The following is a 15,122-nucleotide window of genomic DNA, read 5'->3' on the forward strand; positions in this document are numbered from 1 at the left end:
ACTTAATTTATGTGATTTCTGGTTTTAGGGGGGGATATTTTCATGGGGGGCATTATGGACAAGAAAGCAGCAGTTATTTCACTAGACACTGGCAAGACAGTATCGACATCAGATAATGATTCTCATAAAGCGGTTAGGGGCGATCTTCCTCCTATGCCTGCATGGATGGGTGGCGATGCCAAAAAGCACTGGGAATACATTACCGACGAATTGCATAAAATCGGCGCTCTATCTCGGCTTGATTTGGGCGTTCTAGCCAACCTATGCACATATTATGAGCACATGGTTGCGGCGAAAAAAGCACTTGATGCAGATGGCATGTTCCAAGAGACGCCGAACGGGTACGTGCAGTTCTCGCCACAATTTGTCGCTTACAATCAGTCGTCCGGCGCGTATGACAAGCTCGCGATTAAGCTCGGCCTGACCGCTAGAAGTCGGAAGAAAATAGAGTCGAGCGATTCCAACCGAAAGGCGCTTGGCTTGTAGTATGTCTGTTGCTGAGAAGTACACTGATATTCGCCGGGAAGGGCTTGATGCGGCTTACAAGTATGCTGATGATGTTAAGTCCGGCGCTATTCCTGCGTGCAAATATGTGCGGCTCGCTGTTGATCGCTGGTTTTCTGATTTAGAGAATGGCGGCGCGCGCGGTTTGTATTTTGATGAAAATGCGGCGGCAAGGGTTATTGCGTTTTTCTCGTACCTGAAGCATTCGAAAGGTAAATGGAAGGGTGCGCCGATTGATCTAATGCCGTGGCAGCTGTTTGTTATTGTCAACGTGTTTGGCTGGATGCGAGAAGATGGCCGCCGCCGGTTTACGTCTGTTTATGAGGAGATACCGCGCAAAAATGGCAAAAGCACAAAAATTGCGGGCATTGGATTGTATGGATTGACATCAGATGGCGAGGGCGGGGCCGAGATTTATTCGGCGGCCACGAAGCGCGATCAGGCAAAGATCATGTTCAATGAGGCGATGCGCATGGTTCGCCAGTCGCCAGAGCTGAGGCGGCTGGTTAAGTCATTGCGCAGCCAGCTAGAGCATGAGGATAGCTTTAGTATTTTTCAGCCTCTTGGCGCTGACTCTGACACATCGGATGGACTGAATGTTTATTTTGGGCTGGTCGATGAGCTTCATGCGCATAAAACTAGCGAGATGTGGGATGTTCTGGAGTCTGCGCTTGGCGCTCGCGAGCAGCCGCTTATGTGGGCTATCACTACTGCTGGGTTTAATCGTGCAGGCGTTTGTTATGAAAACCGCGACTACGCTATCAAAGTGCTGGAGGGTGTAGTTGATGACGACTCTTTTTTCGGCATCATCTATACAATTGATGAGGATGATCTAGGCCGGTGGGATCAGCCGGACGTATGGGCGAAGGCTAATCCGAATTATGGCGTTAGCGTTTCGGAGAGCTATCTCGACGAGAAGGCGAAAAAGGCGCGCGAGATACCGTCGGCAAAAAACAACTTTCTAACCAAGCACCTCAATGTATGGGTTAATGCGGAGATGCCGTGGGTTGATCCGCAAGTATTTAAGCGCTGCAAGGCTGATTTTTCGCACGATGAAATGAGCGGCACGGAGTGCTGGGGCGGGCTGGACTTGGCGTCTGTATCAGACCTATGTTCGCTAACGCTTGCGTTCAATGTAGCCGGTAAAATCAGGCTAATTCAAAAGAACTACTTGCCGGAAGATGCGCTGGTCGAGCATACGCGGCAATATAATCAGCCGTTCAAGCAATGGGCTGATGATGGATGGCTAACACTAACACCCGGCAATGTTACTGATTACGATTTTATCGAGTATGATATTTTGCAGTGGGCTGAGCAATATGGCATACAAGAGCTAGCTTTTGACAGGTGGAACTCCACGCAGCTAACTAACCACATGCTTGAAAAAGGTGTCAACATGGTAGGCTTTGGCCAGGGGTTTGCGTCAATGTCGCCAGCGATGAAAGAATTAGAGCGGCTTATTTTAAGCGGCGCTATTGAATACGATAACCCCGTACTTGAGTGGGCTGTTAGCAATACTGTCCCGCAGCATGATCCAGCGGGCAACATAAAACCGGCGAAGAACAAAAGCAGCGGCAAGATAGATCCTGTGGTGTCGGCAATTATGGCTGTTGGTCGCGCGACAACCGGCGAAGATACATCGTCGATTGATGACTGGCTAAACGATCCGATTATATTATGAGAATCAACGAATGGGCATAAGGTCATATTTGAGCGGCCTTTTTGGTGGCGCAGCGACAAAGCAGCAGCGTGGCGAGCAAACTGGCGCACCATCAAGCTACAGCGTCAAATCGCCCAAGACCGTCACTGAGGACACCGCGCTACAAGTTTCTGCTGTATGGGCGTGCGTCAAGCTCTTATCAGAGACCGTGGCGGCGCTGCCTCTAACCGTTAAGAACGTTGATGGCGAACGAAGATCGAAAGATGACAAAAGCACGCTGTCGTCTATTCTGACGAAAACACCAAATGCGCGACAGACTCCGATTGAGTTTCGAGAAACCATGATGCTGAACCTATCGCTGCATGGTAATGCCTACGCCATGAAGCAGCGCAATGGCGGCGGTGATGTCATTGGCTTATGGCCGCTACCTGCGCAACAAATGAAAGTCGAGCTGATGGATGACGGTAGTGTGGTTTATATGCTGCACAAAACCGTTGCTGGGCAGCTGGACATGACGGCCATAGCTGCTGAAAACATGCTGCACATAAAACTATTCGGCAATGGTGTGATTGGGCTGTCGCCGCTTGCCCACGCTCGCACATCCATTGGCCTTGAATTGGCTGCTGAGGAGTTTGCTAGTTCGTATTACACAAACGCAGGAAAGCCCGGTGGCATTTTAACTATTGACCAGATACTTACGCCTACGCAGCGTGAACTGCTGAAGGAGAAATTTGCCGACTTAATCGAAGGCACCGACAATATGCACAAGCTGCAAGTGCTTGAAGCGGGCATGAAATATCAGCAAGTACAGCTAAATCCTGAAGATATGCAAATGATGGAGACCCGCCGCTTTAACCTTGAAGATATAGCGCGGTTTTGGGGTATTCCAAGCATATTGATTAACGACAACAAAGACACAACCAGCTGGGGTTCCGGCATTGAGCAGATTATTATTGGATGGCTAAATACCGGGCTTGGGCCAATGCTTACGCGGTGGGAGCAGTCGTTAGAGTCGGCACTAATACCCAGCAAAGACAGGGGAGCGGTAGAAATTAGGTTTGATATTGCTGACTTGTTAAGGGCCGACACTAAAGGGCGCGGCGAGTTTTTGCGCAGCATGGTATCTGTTGGTTTAATGACCCGCAACGAGGGTCGAATCAAGCTCAATCTGGAACCTGTTGAGGGCGGCGACGCGCTTACCGCGCAGATCAATCAGGCTCCTATTGAGCAATTATCTATTATTGGAAGTGGGGAATAATCATGAAATCATGGTATTCGATAAAAGCGATGGCAGGAAAAGCAATTGACATTGATGTTCATGACGAAATTGGATTATGGGGCGTCTCTGCCAAGGATTTTTGCGAGGAGCTTTGTTCTCATAGTGATGTCAGCGAAATAAACCTGTCTATCAACTCTCCGGGCGGCAATGCGTTTGATGGCTTGGCGATGTACCACGCGCTGATAAAGCACTCGGCTACCGTGAACGCTAGCGTATTGGGCGTTGCAGCTAGTGCCGCATCAATCGTGCTGATGGCTGGCGATACTATTAGCGTGCCCGAAGATGCGTTTGTTATGATTCATAACCCGTGGAGCTTTGCTGCTGGCGATGCTGATGAACTGCGCGATACAGCCGATTTTCTCGACAAGATACGCGACTCACTGGTTAGCATATATGCCAAGCGAACAGGCATGGAAAATCAAGATATTGTCGAGCTGCTCGACAATGAAACGTGGCTAAATGGCACTCAAGCCAAAGAGTTGGGCTTTGCTGACGAGGTTACTAATCAAAAAGTCGCTGCACTTGCTAACGGCTTCGCGAAACATTTTAAGCAGGTTCCTGTCGCTCTACAAAATCAGGAAACCATTGCAGAACAAATTGGCGGTATTGATTCCGCTAAAGAATTTGAACACTTCCTGCGCGAGGCAGGGGGGTTCAGTAAGGGCATGTCGCAAGCATTGACTGCCCGCGCCAAAGCGCTACATTTGAGTGAGTCAGATGGTGAATTGGTTATTGACACATCCAGCCTTATCAAAACACTCAGGCAATCCGTAGGAGATAACTCATGAATGCCCAACTATCTGAAGAAGTGCAAGCGCAAATTACAGCGCTTGATGGCGAAGTTAAAAACTTCATCAACAAAACCAACGAAGAAGTGCTTGCGCACGGCAAGCTCGGCACAGCCAACAAAGAGGCGCTAAAGTCGCTGGAAGATAAAAGCGAAGAATTGCAGGCGCGGTTGCTCGATCTTGAGCAAAAAGCGACGGCGCTTGGCGACACTGGCAAGAAGGTTAAAAGTGCAGGCGAGCAGTTTGTATCGTCAGCTGCTTTTGAGGCCATGAAGTCAGGGTCAGCGAAAAGCGCGAAGTTTGAAGTGCAGAACAACACAATCACCGGCTCTGATACGACGGTCGCACCCGATCGCCAGATTCCTGTCGTGGGTGGTGCTGTACGACGACTGCGAGTGCAGGACGTATTGCCGCAAGGCGTTACCGGCAGCAACGCGATTGAGTTCACGCGCGAAGCGACGTTTACCAATAGCGCCGCTGAAGCTGCGGAAAACACCGCCAAAGCGGAGTCTGCCTTGACGTTTAGTTTGGTCAATGTGCCAGTCCGAACGATTGCGCACTGGATCAAGCTCAGCAAGCAGGTTATTGACGACGCGCCAATGCTGGCCAGTTATGTGGATGGCCGTATGCAGTATGGCGTTGCACTTCGTCTTGATAATCAGCTGGTCAACGGCGATGGAACCGGAGCCAACATATCGGGCATTCTCGATGCTGGCAATTTCACAGCGTTTACGTCAACGGCGTCTGATACTGCCACGGTTTCACTCCGAAAGGCGATAACCCAAGTCCAGCAGGCTGATTATCAGCCGACAGCGGTTATTCTTAACCCTGCTGATGTGCAAGCGATTGATCTTGATATTGAGAATACTTCAGTGTCTTTGACCAGTCCTCGCGCGCAAACATTGCCGACAATTTGGGGCGTGCCTATCGTGGCATCGAACGCCATTGCGTCGAATACGTTTGCATTGGGTGCGTTTGATATGTCGTCAGAGCTTTTCATTCGATCAGGTGTTATGGTCGAACTGTTTGAGCAGGACGATACCAATGCGCAGTCTAATTTGGTGACTATGCGCGCAGAAATGCGGGCGGCGTTAGCAACTTATCGCGCTGCATCGGTGGTAGGCGGTACGCTGACTTCATAAGTTAGCAGAAGATGGAGGATGGCGGTTTCGGCCGCCATTCTTTAAAAATCAAAAGAGGTATATAGTATGGCTAATATGGTAAGGGTTCGGGCTTTACGATCCTTTTCATCAACAGCAATTGGCAACATGCAGGCAGATGATAACGCTATGTGTGAGTCAGGTTATGCAAAACACCTTGAGGACGATGGATTGGTGGAGATTGTGCAGACGCCAAAGAAAAAATCGAAAGCAAAAGCCGAAAAGACTGCCACTGAATAACGATCATGAAACGGACACTCATCACAGCGCCAACTGAAACGCCGGTCACGCTTGCAGAGGCAAAGCTTTGGGAGGTGGTCGAACACTCGGCAGACGATGCGTTGATTACTGATTTAATCGAACAGGCAACAGATTACTGCCAGCAATACACAGGGCGTTTTTTTGTTCAGCAAACATGGGAGTATCGCTATGATTGCGCCCCATCGACGCCTGAGCTAGTGGTTGATGGCGGCTATAATGTCCTTGAAGTCTCAACGCTGAGCATTACCGAGAGCGACTTATCAAGCACCAATTATTTGACTGAAACGGCTATTTCCACTGTTTTTTATATCGACAGGCTAGCAGAGCCTTTTCGTATGCACCCGAAGTCCGGCGCATGGGATGTGGCATCATCCGGCTATGATAATTTAGCTATGAGACTGAAGCAGGGCTATGGGGCGGCGACAGCTGTACCCGATTCAATAAAGTCGGCGATCCTGTTAATGGTCGGGCACCTGTATCGCAACCGAGAGGCAACTGCTGCCATCAAGCTAGAGAATATACCGTTTGGTGTTAGCTCGATGCTTAATCAATACCGGGTTATTGAGCTGTGATTTCAGCGGGTGCATTGCGTCATCGCATTAGGCTGGAAAGACAGGAATCCAGCAATGATCCTGTAACGGGTGAGCGGTTACAGTCATGGATTACGCTGGCCGACAGGCGCGGCCACATTAAGCCCGTGAGAGGCTCAGAACTGATCCCAACGAGCGGAGAAACCAGCCAGATTACAGCGAAAATAATGCTGCGATATGACGCCACGTTAAGCGGTCTCAATCCGAAAGACAGAGCTATTGATTTAGCCGCCGGAGATATTTACGATATTGATTCTGTTATCAATGTAGAGGAGGGCGATCGAGTCATAGAGCTGATGTGTACAGAGCGTTCACGATGACGGAAACTTTCAAAATTGACGGCTTGGCCGACCTTGAGAAAAACTTGTTAGCGCTGGGCGCGGACTTGGGCGCAAAGACGCTGAGAAATGCGCTTAGAGACGCTGCGAAGCCAATACATAGCAAAATGTTATCGGGCATTACTGATAGCGGCGTCACGCGAGTTGTGACGACAAAAAAAGGTCAGCGAGTCACGATTACATCAGGTTTTTTGCGATCAAGAACGAAAATCAGAACATCTATCAATCGACGGGGCGCTGTTAGCAAGAGGTTTTCAAAAGGCGATGTTGCTGTGGTTAAGGTCGGCGTTTTCCGCGTAGGGTATGTCGTCCCTGTAGAGTATGGGGCCAACGGACGCGCGGGGACTAAATTTATCCGCCGATCTCTCAGTGAGACACCTGCGGCGCTGAATATATTTAGGCAGCGATTAGCAGATCGAATTGAAAAGGCGGCGCGGAAACGTAATAGATGATCGAACAATCGCTATATCAATATTTGGTGGCGCAGTCGGTTCAGCCCGCCGCGAACATCCACTACCAAACGGCGCAGTACGATGGGCAAGATACGTTTATTGTTTACAGCGTTGTCGATCAGGCGCGGCCACTGAATATTGATAGCCTGCCCAGCAAAAGACGGACTGGGTTCCAAATCGACCTATACAGCAAAGAATTTGGCGTTGTGCGAACGTTGCGGGATACCGTGGCCACACTGCTGCATGGCAATGGGTTTATACAGGATGGCCACAATGTTCAGCATTGCTTTATAGAGTCCGAGATTTCGGACTACGAAGAAAATACAAAGCTCTACCGAATAGCCCTAACACTGAATTTATATTTTGATTAAAAACATCAATTTTCCAACAATGGCTGCCATGCGCAGCTTTTTATACATGAAAAACAGGAGTAATACCCATGCCTAAGCAAACAGTCGTGCAGAGCACTGAGCAGTTAGCTCAAGGCGCTGTCATTGAGTATTCTACCAACATTGTAACGCCGTCATATTCAGCTATTGCTGGCGTTGCGACCGTGCCCCGTGTTGGGTCTGAGGGCTCGTTTGTGGAAATCACATCCATCGACGAAACGACGAAGCGATATATTGCTGGCATCAAGACTCCGCCGGAGTGGGAGCTCGTGTTCAATCGCATCGGTGATGATACCGATCAGGATGCAATTATTGCTGCTGCTGTCGCTGGTGACACGATTAAAATACAGATCACCTATCAAACGGGTGATGTGGCAACAATTGACCTCGTATTGAATGGCTACTATGCGGATGAGGCCAGCCAAGGCGATACCATCCAGATGTTCGGAATCAAAGGCCAGCAGTCGGGCGATGCGGTATTCACTAAGGTGGCGTAGTGATGGATTTTAGCGAATTTATCGAGTCCGGGAAGCTGCGAGATCATTACATCGAGATAGATGGCATCGGCGAGATCAGGCTGACAGAATTATCTGGCACTGAGTTTTCGGTGCGCGCAAAAGAGGCTGAGGCTCTTATCGACGCTAGCATCGAAGAAAACCAGCAGCACATGGCATGGTGGGCGGGGCGGATGCTTAAAGGCTCCAATCCCACAAAGCCCGAGGTCAAGAAGCTGCTCGAAAGCTATTCGCCATCTGTTTATGTCGAGATTTACCAGAAAGGACTGGCGTACAACGGCGGCACTCATGACGCCAAAGAGCGTATAGAAAAAAAATAGCAGAGCATCCTGAGCTATGCTGCCTTCTCGATATGGCCGATTGCTTTGGATGCTCTATTGACGAGCTTATGGGCTCACTATCATCGTTCGAGCTAAATATGCGCGTGGTAAATAGAATGGTAGCGAAGGGCTTTACCTACGATCAAGACAAGATCGCAGAAGCGGCAGCGCAGCAAGAGAATGCTCGTGTCGAGTCCTTTTTGCAGCGAATGAGGTCTAGGGGTAACTGATGGCGACAATATCGACACTGACAATTGATCTTGTTGCCAGTAGCGCAAAGTTAGTATCAGGTCTTTCAAAGGCAAACAAGAAAACACAGCAGTGGGGTGCCAGCACTCGAAAGCAGGCGAATGCCGCTGGCAAGGCGTTCGGCGCAATGTCTGCTGTTGCTGCCGCTGGCATGTCTGCTATTTTCGTTAGCACATCAAAGACCGCTGACGCGCTGGGTAAATTCTCAGACCAAATAGGCGAAACACCTGAAAAGATAAGAGGATTGCAGCGAGCGGCAGAGCTGACGGGTGTCGGCACTGAAAAAATGAACAAGTCGCTAGAAAAGATGAGCAAGTCGTTAGGCGAGGCGCGTACAGGTCTCGGCACGGCTGTGCCGTTTCTCAAAAGCATGGGGCTGCAATCAAATGCGTTTTTTAATTTACGACCGGGCGATCAGTTCGGCGAAATAGCAGAAAAAATCAACGAATTAGGTACGCAGCAAGAAAAGGCTGCGGCCGCTTCGTCGATATTTGGCAGGGATGGCGGCAAGCTCCTCAATACGCTGGCGCTCGGCAAAAAAGGGCTTCAAGACTCGACAGATGAAGTGATTGCCTATGGCTTGGCGTTGTCGCGGGTAGATATTGCAAAGATAGAGGCCGCTAACGATTCGTTTTTGCGCGCACAAGAAATCGGGCAGAGCTTTACGAATCAGTTTACGGCAGAACTGGCACCAATCGTTGAGGCTGTCGCCAGAAAGTTCGCCGAATCAGCAAAGGAGGCTGGCGGTCTCGGCAAGGTAGCGAAAGGCGTAGTTGATGGGCTGGTTAATGGTTTTGCTTTTGCCGCCGACGCGGTGAACGGCTTGCGCGTTGTTTTTCTGGGGGTAAAAGCTGCGGCATTGAATGCAATTGGAGGCATTACATCGGGTATTGCGTTTCTTGATATTGGTATAACCAAGCTCATTAACAGTATTCCCGGCCTATCTGCGACCACTAATGACACACTGCAAGATGTGGCAAGCACTGTTGCAGAGAAGGCCGCAGACTCTACGCTTGCGTTTCAGGCCGCACTATTAGCCCCGCCGCCGTCTGAAGCGATCAAAGCGACAGTTCAACAGATAATGGACACGGCCGAAGCCGCTGCGCAGGAGATCGCAGCGGAAAAACAGGGAAATATCGGCACCAGCATAGCCGACTCGATCATTCCTCCACCCGAAGCGCTGGCGTCAATTGATGGCGGCAATATTGATGATGAGGGCAATACAAATCCATTTTTGCCGGGTGCCAACGAGGACACCATGCAGGCCGCGATAGATTTATTTACCGCATTTCAGGAGCAAAAGTTTTCTGTTGTCGAGCTATTTCAGCTTAATGAACAAGCGATGACACAGGTTCACGAGGCTGAGCTGTCAGCTATTACCGACAAAGAAGAAAAACGGCGGGTTAAGGCTCGGCAGGCAGCCGAAAAACGAAAGGCGGCGGATACTCGCGGGTTTCTTGCGAAAGGCGTTTCTGATCTTGCAAAAACCTCAAAAACTGCGTTTAAAATCCAAAAAGCCATGAAAATCGCTGAAACGGTGCAGAGTACATATAGCGCAGCGATGGGTGCATACAGTGCTCTATCGGCTATTCCGATAGTTGGCCCTGCATTAGGTGCGGCAGCGGCAGCGGCAGCCATTGTGTTTGGCGGCAAGCAAGTTCAGAAAATCAAGGCGCAGCAGTTTGGCGGCGGTGGATCACCTAGCGCGTCGGCTCCATCGCCAGTCAATATTGGCCAGTCGGGTGTATCTGGCGCGCAAGGTCTCGATGATGTGTCGCTAGATGGTGGGCAGCCAGCGCAAGAGGTAAGAAACATAACGCTGGTAGTTGATAACTCAATTGATAGGACAGGGACGATTCGCATCGCTGAAGCGCTTAATGATGTAATGGGGGACAACTTCAATCTACAGGTAACAGCAAACTAATGACGGCGTATATCGGACATCACAGCGCGATTGAGGCATCAGGCGTCACGATAACGCCAAACTTTGAAACGACTGGATTCGAGGCAGCCAATGTGGTGCATCGAAACCTTCAGGGCAGCTGGAAGCCCGGTACAGACCTTGGCGCAATCATTTTTGATCTAGGCAGCGCGCAAGAGTGCGATTATGTCTTTATTCATGGGCATGACTTGTTTACGCAGGGCGCTAGCTACGCAGTGCAAACTGGCAGCACTGATAACGGATCAACATTTGATGAATTCCATACAGGTAATATTGTTGCTGGCAGTGACCGGTCAATATTCAATAAGTTTACAGCGGCTACTCGCAGGTATTGGCGCTTTGTCGCAACAGGGCCGGGAAGTGCTGCTAAATACATATCAATTCTGATGATAGGCAAAGCACTGCCATTGACGGGCGATCAGCTGGAATTCAAAGCACCGTTTGAGCCGCTCGGCATTATTGAAACGGCGTCGCCGAATCAGAATATAAATAATTTGGGCCAGCCCATTGGCCGCAGCATTAGAGCCGAGCCGTTTGATATAACGCTAAGCTGGAAAGTGCTTGACCCCAGCTGGGTTAGAAGCAATCTAGATGATTTGTCACAATCTATAAACCGCCAGCCATTTGGCCTGTCGTGGGATTACGACAATCAGCCTGATGAAGTCGCGCTGCTATGGACAACAAAAGAGCTTAAGCCGCCAAAATACGGCGATACCAAGTTTATGCAGTGGCAGATTCGGTGCAAGGGGCTGCGTGAGTAATGGCGTTTTTAGACGAAGCCGTAAAGGGCGGGCGGCGGCCATTCGTTATTGTCGAAATAGATATGGACTATTGCCAAGAGGTTGAAGGTACATCGCCATGCACCAGCCTTGCAGGTGGCGACGAGAAGTGTACTAACACATTCGTCACCTGCAACGACACGCCTAATTATAATAAAGGGGCCAAAACCTATAAATTTAGCGACATAGCATTGCCGGGGCAGGGCATTTATCCCTTTATTACCCGCGTTGACACGGCTCCCACGGAGATTACGCCGGGTAAGGGGCTAGGCGTGCGCGCTAATTGCAAGGTCATCTTTACCGACGCAATAGACAGTGATATCGGTATTGATCCTGCGGTTAATGATCGCAGCATTATTGCCACTGAGCGGGGCACATTTTGGGGCAAGTTTTTTGCGCGTAACCCGTACTACTACGGCCGAGAGGTTAGGGTTAAATATGGAATGCTCGACGATGCGGGCGGCATAACGAATGTTGAGACCTTTACCTATATTATTGATAAATTTGAATACCAGAGTCGCACGCAAACTGTATCGCTGATGGGAAAAGACCACCTTACGCTAGGCGATAATGTAAAAGGCAAGACGCCGAAAGCGACAACGGGCAAAACAACTGGGGCATTGAATGCAGGGGCGACGGTTTTCTCTGTAGGCACTGGCGAGGGAGCAGAATATGCCGCTAGCGGGCGCATAGCCATTGACAAGGAAATTATGAGCTACACGCGCGCGACTGATACGTTTACCGTAACGCGCGGCCAGCAGGGAACCACGGCCAAGTCACACAGTAGTGGCGCGACCGTTCAAGAGGTTCGATATTGGGATGCCGAGTCGGTTAGCACGGTATTGCAAGACCTGCTAGAGACTGATGCGGGGATACCACCAAGCAAGATTCCCATTGTTGACTGGCAAGCCGAGGATACGCAGTGGTTGAGTAGTTATTCTATTTCTCGCAACATTATCAAGCCGGTTGAGATCAATAAATTAGTTGGCGAGCTCATGCAGCAATGCTCCTTTAGTATATGGGCAGATGATCGAGATTCGGGCAAGATAAAATTTGCCGTAGAAGCTCCCCTGCTTGGCTCAGAGCTGGCGCTTGCTAATACCTATACTGATGCAGACATTATCGAAAACACTCTTACGGTAGTCGATGACTCAAAATCACGCGCATCCGCTGTATGGGTTCACCACACAGTTATAGACCCCGCCGAGGGCAGCGGCAAAGTTAGTAACTATGAGGCAACCGAGGGCCGAGGGGATGCAGCATTAGCGGGTGAGAATGCGTACAATCAAGAGCAGTACAAGGAGATTTATTCTGACTGGCTGCGTTTATCGACACCGGCATCGCTGACCGCAACGAGATACCTCGCGAGATTTAAAAACCCGCCGAAAAAAGTTAATTTTAAGCTCGATGCCAGCGCCAAAAAGTTACAAGTGGGGGATCACTTCTTTTTGAGATCGGCGGCGCTGCAAGACAAAAACGGCAATGAAAATACGCTAGAATTTCAGTGCGTTTCACTTGATTACGACCCGGTAAATACTACGTTTAACATCAAGGCATTGCAGTTCCGATTTTCGGCGGATCGGCAATGTGTGGTGGCACCTAATACGCAGGTTGGCTATTTGATTGCTAGCGATAGCGAAAGGACGGCTTATGGTTTTATCTGCGATGAGGCAACCGGAAAAATGAGCAACGGCGATGATCCTTATTTGGTGGTGTAAAAATGGCTTGGGTTGATATAGCAGTATCGCGCACAGATGTCGATAGTCCTGTAACGCAGGACTTGTTCGGGGACATTGTCGGCAACTTTACCGGCCTTGCAAATGGCGATGGGACTGCTCCCAAGGTTCAAACAGCCGCAATTGCTGATAACGCCGTCACGCTGGCTAAAATGGCGACAGGCAGCGTAGATACAGACGAAATACTGAGCGGCGCTATCCACCAAGCGGAGATGGACACCTCGATAGCGACGCAGACAACGACTGTCGGTGCCGATGCCATTGGCAGCATCACGCTGACGGGCGGCGGCTGGGGATGGCATACGGCTGCCGGTGAGGGTACGCCATCAGGCGATAATGGCTGGTATCTATCCGTTCACGCCAGCGGCGCTAGCCTGTCACGCATCGCGTATTTCAACAGTTTGGCAACGAGCGAAGATTTGGTAGTCCATGAGCGCTATATCAATGCGTCCGCTCCGTATGATTTAGGCGATGGGCAGGTACCGTTTTTTGCGTTTCTGTGGCTATCTGGTTCAGATATTACCGCCAGCAGCTTTGCCGATACACCGCCGTGGATTTACAACGGGCCTACTAATGTCACGGGCAAGCGTGCGGCCGATGGACGCTATGGCCGTTACATGACGCCGTTCGAGGCTGACATGCGATCGAAGGGGCGGCGGCTTCGCGATGAGCTACTCGACCCAAAAAAGCAGAACGCATTGATAAAAATGGAATTAAAAGGCGCGAAAACGGAATTTGTAGAAATCAAGCCATCTGATAAGAATGCAGATATGGGCATCATTCCCCACCCGTTCACAAAAGCGTCTGGCGCACCGGTTTTGATCGACCCTATGTCGCCAGAAATGGAACTGTTAGCAATGTTGCAGGCCGAGGGCGACGATCTACATGACATTGTAAAAAACCATCTCGTTATCAGTAACTCAGCGATTCAGCGGGAAGCCCCGCCTGGGGTCACGCCGATAGCGCTTAGGTGGAAAAACACAGGGCGCCTATAACCCTACCCACATATACCCATGACGTTGAATATGGTGTTATAACGCTAAATGTAATTTTGCAGCCTGTCATGGCTGTGTTTCTCAACTACACAATCATGGTCTTCTGCAAACTCAACAGCTTCGCCTCTGGTTTTAAATCGGTTCACGCTGTTCCTAAACGCATTCTGATAGCTCTTTGCGTGACAAATAGCCCAGTAATCCCCGAACCAACGAACCACAACTGGTATATCCCTATGCTCGTCAGCATCCATAATGTCAAATTCAACGTCATCTACCACTGTTCAATCCCCGCGTTATAACAAATGTAATCAGTTCGCTGCGCGGGACTGCGCACCTGCGGTGCTTGCCCCTGTTACAGCGGTTAGCTGCAAAGCGCCTTAATATCTTCTGGCGTTAATCCTAACTCCCTAGCCCTATTTAAAACGGCTTGATATTCGTCCAATCTTTTCTGTGCTGCAATATCTTCTTTGCTTGCAGTCTCGATAGTCCAAGGAACTAGCCACCTGTTATCCACCTTAACTGCAATACTTTCCTCAACGGGGCAGTCGCTACCCTGTATATAGCCTTTCTTGCTAAGCCTTAGTGCGGTGGCTTTCGTTTCACAAATTGCTTTTGGCTTTTGAAACCCTCGGCCTTCTGTGCAATCTGTATTTGTTACGGCAATCCAAATCTTTTTAGTTTCTTGTATTTCCAATTTCCTTCTCCTTAATTAAATTGTGCAGCTAACAAAAACATCAAACGGATTGCATAAAGCGCAACCGTTTATGTCGTGGTTAGCCGCCCGCGCTACCAGGCGGAATCACAATTACGCAGCGTCCGGCTTCTTTTCCACTTCGCGCACAGTAATTACACGGTTATCGTAGGCGTATGTTTCGTGGGTTTCGCCATTTTGTATAACTGTGGTGCTGCCAACATCCCCTTCGTCAACCTGTATCTGCACTTCAGTTTTTTCAGGGTCGCAGTGTGCTTCGATTTTTACAGTAGTCGTCATTTCAATTTTCCTCACACCGTCAAGGGTGGTGCATACCCATAAATCTTGCGGCTAACAACGCAAGCCAGCCGGACGCTTGCAGCGCCGCTGCTCGCAAGGTTAGGTTTCTACGTCTAATCTATTTGCGCCATCTTTTTATTTAAAAACTCACTGAATCGCTTTTCATAGCAGATA

General features: G+C 49.7%; 19 protein-coding genes. 16 read left to right on the forward strand and 3 right to left on the reverse strand.

The features are described 5' to 3' along the window. Positions 1-54 precede the first annotated feature (54 nt). The 16 genes from Q0688_RS20315 (at position 55) to Q0688_RS20390 (ending at position 13,957) form a co-directional block, all read left to right on the forward strand. Positions 55-486 carry a phage terminase small subunit P27 family gene (locus Q0688_RS20315; protein WP_299081693.1) on the forward strand — a complete coding sequence of 144 codons (432 nt, stop codon included), beginning with the start codon at positions 55-57 and terminating at the stop codon, positions 484-486. A gap of 1 nt (position 487) precedes the next feature. Further along, positions 488-2,185, forward strand: a complete 1,698-nt coding sequence (locus tag Q0688_RS20320) for a terminase TerL endonuclease subunit (protein ID WP_299081696.1) — start codon at positions 488-490, stop codon at positions 2,183-2,185. A gap of 10 nt (positions 2,186-2,195) precedes the next feature. Further along, positions 2,196-3,422, forward strand: a complete 1,227-nt coding sequence (locus tag Q0688_RS20325; RefSeq protein ID WP_299081699.1) for a phage portal protein — start codon at positions 2,196-2,198, stop codon at positions 3,420-3,422. Between the two features lie 2 nt (positions 3,423-3,424). Further along, entirely contained in the window at positions 3,425-4,231 is an 807-nt protein-coding gene (locus Q0688_RS20330) for a head maturation protease, ClpP-related (RefSeq protein WP_299081704.1), read from the forward strand. Continuing rightward, positions 4,228-5,373: a phage major capsid protein gene (locus Q0688_RS20335; RefSeq protein ID WP_299081706.1), complete on the forward strand. Its 1,146-nt coding sequence runs from the start codon at positions 4,228-4,230 to the stop codon at positions 5,371-5,373. Before Q0688_RS20330 ends, Q0688_RS20335 begins: the two co-directional genes overlap by 4 nt. A 66-nt stretch (positions 5,374-5,439) precedes the next feature. After that, positions 5,440-5,631 carry a hypothetical protein gene (locus Q0688_RS20340; RefSeq protein WP_299081709.1) on the forward strand — a complete coding sequence of 64 codons (192 nt, stop codon included), beginning with the start codon at positions 5,440-5,442 and terminating at the stop codon, positions 5,629-5,631. Between the two features lie 5 nt (positions 5,632-5,636). Continuing rightward, on the forward strand, positions 5,637-6,224 hold the full coding sequence (locus Q0688_RS20345) for a head-tail connector protein (RefSeq protein ID WP_299081712.1): 588 nt from the start codon (positions 5,637-5,639) through the stop codon (positions 6,222-6,224). Further along, entirely contained in the window at positions 6,221-6,562 is a 342-nt protein-coding gene (locus Q0688_RS20350; RefSeq protein ID WP_299081715.1) for a phage head closure protein, read from the forward strand. The genes Q0688_RS20345 and Q0688_RS20350 overlap by 4 nt, the downstream gene beginning before the upstream one ends. Next, a complete protein-coding gene (locus tag Q0688_RS20355) occupies positions 6,559-7,032 on the forward strand; it encodes a hypothetical protein (RefSeq protein WP_299081718.1) in 474 nt (157 codons plus the stop codon). The genes Q0688_RS20350 and Q0688_RS20355 overlap by 4 nt, the downstream gene beginning before the upstream one ends. Further along, positions 7,029-7,403, forward strand: coding sequence for a DUF3168 domain-containing protein (locus tag Q0688_RS20360; RefSeq protein ID WP_299081721.1), 375 nt, complete (start codon positions 7,029-7,031; stop codon positions 7,401-7,403). Before Q0688_RS20355 ends, Q0688_RS20360 begins: the two co-directional genes overlap by 4 nt. A gap of 68 nt (positions 7,404-7,471) precedes the next feature. Then, complete coding sequence (locus Q0688_RS20365; protein ID WP_299081724.1) at positions 7,472-7,918, forward strand: hypothetical protein; 447 nt, start codon at positions 7,472-7,474, stop codon at positions 7,916-7,918. A 2-nt stretch (positions 7,919-7,920) separates the two neighbouring features. Further along, positions 7,921-8,256, forward strand: a complete 336-nt coding sequence (locus Q0688_RS20370; RefSeq protein WP_299081727.1) for a hypothetical protein — start codon at positions 7,921-7,923, stop codon at positions 8,254-8,256. 229 nt (positions 8,257-8,485) lie between these two features. Continuing rightward, the gene (locus Q0688_RS20375; RefSeq protein WP_299081730.1) at positions 8,486-10,429 is read left to right on the forward strand and encodes a hypothetical protein; all 1,944 of its coding nucleotides are present in this window, start codon (positions 8,486-8,488) and stop codon (positions 10,427-10,429) included. Beyond that, on the forward strand, positions 10,429-11,208 hold the full coding sequence (locus tag Q0688_RS20380) for a hypothetical protein (RefSeq protein ID WP_299081733.1): 780 nt from the start codon (positions 10,429-10,431) through the stop codon (positions 11,206-11,208). Before Q0688_RS20375 ends, Q0688_RS20380 begins: the two co-directional genes overlap by 1 nt. Further along, positions 11,208-12,944, forward strand: coding sequence for a hypothetical protein (locus Q0688_RS20385; protein ID WP_299081736.1), 1,737 nt, complete (start codon positions 11,208-11,210; stop codon positions 12,942-12,944). The genes Q0688_RS20380 and Q0688_RS20385 overlap by 1 nt, the downstream gene beginning before the upstream one ends. 2 nt (positions 12,945-12,946) lie before the next feature. Next, the gene (locus tag Q0688_RS20390) at positions 12,947-13,957 is read left to right on the forward strand and encodes a hypothetical protein (protein WP_299081739.1); all 1,011 of its coding nucleotides are present in this window, start codon (positions 12,947-12,949) and stop codon (positions 13,955-13,957) included. A 44-nt stretch (positions 13,958-14,001) separates the two neighbouring features. Here Q0688_RS20390 and Q0688_RS20395 read toward each other — a convergent pair whose 3' ends face one another. From Q0688_RS20395 to Q0688_RS20405, 3 genes are all read right to left on the reverse strand, one after another. Then, positions 14,002-14,235, reverse strand: a complete 234-nt coding sequence (locus tag Q0688_RS20395; RefSeq protein ID WP_299081740.1) for a hypothetical protein — start codon at positions 14,233-14,235, stop codon at positions 14,002-14,004. A gap of 83 nt (positions 14,236-14,318) precedes the next feature. Further along, complete coding sequence (locus Q0688_RS20400; protein WP_299081743.1) at positions 14,319-14,651, reverse strand: hypothetical protein; 333 nt, start codon at positions 14,649-14,651, stop codon at positions 14,319-14,321. A gap of 111 nt (positions 14,652-14,762) precedes the next feature. After that, entirely contained in the window at positions 14,763-14,948 is a 186-nt protein-coding gene (locus Q0688_RS20405) for a hypothetical protein (protein ID WP_299081746.1), read from the reverse strand. Between the last annotated feature and the right edge of the window lie 174 nt (positions 14,949-15,122).

The organism is uncultured Paraglaciecola sp. (genome assembly GCF_937123705.1).
Taxonomy (GTDB): domain Bacteria; phylum Pseudomonadota; class Gammaproteobacteria; order Enterobacterales; family Alteromonadaceae; genus Paraglaciecola.

Bases quoted from the DNA above. Each gene is read 5' to 3' on its own strand.
- Q0688_RS20315 (WP_299081693.1), top strand. From the start codon at position 55: ATGGACAAGAAAGCAGCAGTTATTTCACTAGACACTGGCAAGACAGTA.
- Q0688_RS20320 (WP_299081696.1), top strand. From the start codon at position 488: ATGTCTGTTGCTGAGAAGTACACTGATATTCGCCGGGAAGGGCTTGAT.
- Q0688_RS20325 (WP_299081699.1), top strand. From the start codon at position 2,196: ATGGGCATAAGGTCATATTTGAGCGGCCTTTTTGGTGGCGCAGCGACA.
- Q0688_RS20330 (WP_299081704.1), top strand. From the start codon at position 3,425: ATGAAATCATGGTATTCGATAAAAGCGATGGCAGGAAAAGCAATTGAC.
- Q0688_RS20335 (WP_299081706.1), top strand. From the start codon at position 4,228: ATGAATGCCCAACTATCTGAAGAAGTGCAAGCGCAAATTACAGCGCTT.
- Q0688_RS20340 (WP_299081709.1), top strand. From the start codon at position 5,440: ATGGCTAATATGGTAAGGGTTCGGGCTTTACGATCCTTTTCATCAACA.
- Q0688_RS20345 (WP_299081712.1), top strand. From the start codon at position 5,637: ATGAAACGGACACTCATCACAGCGCCAACTGAAACGCCGGTCACGCTT.
- Q0688_RS20355 (WP_299081718.1), top strand. From the start codon at position 6,559: ATGACGGAAACTTTCAAAATTGACGGCTTGGCCGACCTTGAGAAAAAC.
- Q0688_RS20360 (WP_299081721.1), top strand. From the start codon at position 7,029: ATGATCGAACAATCGCTATATCAATATTTGGTGGCGCAGTCGGTTCAG.
- Q0688_RS20365 (WP_299081724.1), top strand. From the start codon at position 7,472: ATGCCTAAGCAAACAGTCGTGCAGAGCACTGAGCAGTTAGCTCAAGGC.
- Q0688_RS20370 (WP_299081727.1), top strand. From the start codon at position 7,921: ATGGATTTTAGCGAATTTATCGAGTCCGGGAAGCTGCGAGATCATTAC.
- Q0688_RS20375 (WP_299081730.1), top strand. From the start codon at position 8,486: ATGGCGACAATATCGACACTGACAATTGATCTTGTTGCCAGTAGCGCA.
- Q0688_RS20380 (WP_299081733.1), top strand. From the start codon at position 10,429: ATGACGGCGTATATCGGACATCACAGCGCGATTGAGGCATCAGGCGTC.
- Q0688_RS20385 (WP_299081736.1), top strand. From the start codon at position 11,208: ATGGCGTTTTTAGACGAAGCCGTAAAGGGCGGGCGGCGGCCATTCGTT.
- Q0688_RS20390 (WP_299081739.1), top strand. From the start codon at position 12,947: ATGGCTTGGGTTGATATAGCAGTATCGCGCACAGATGTCGATAGTCCT.
- Q0688_RS20405 (WP_299081746.1), bottom strand. From the start codon at position 14,948: ATGACGACTACTGTAAAAATCGAAGCACACTGCGACCCTGAAAAAACT.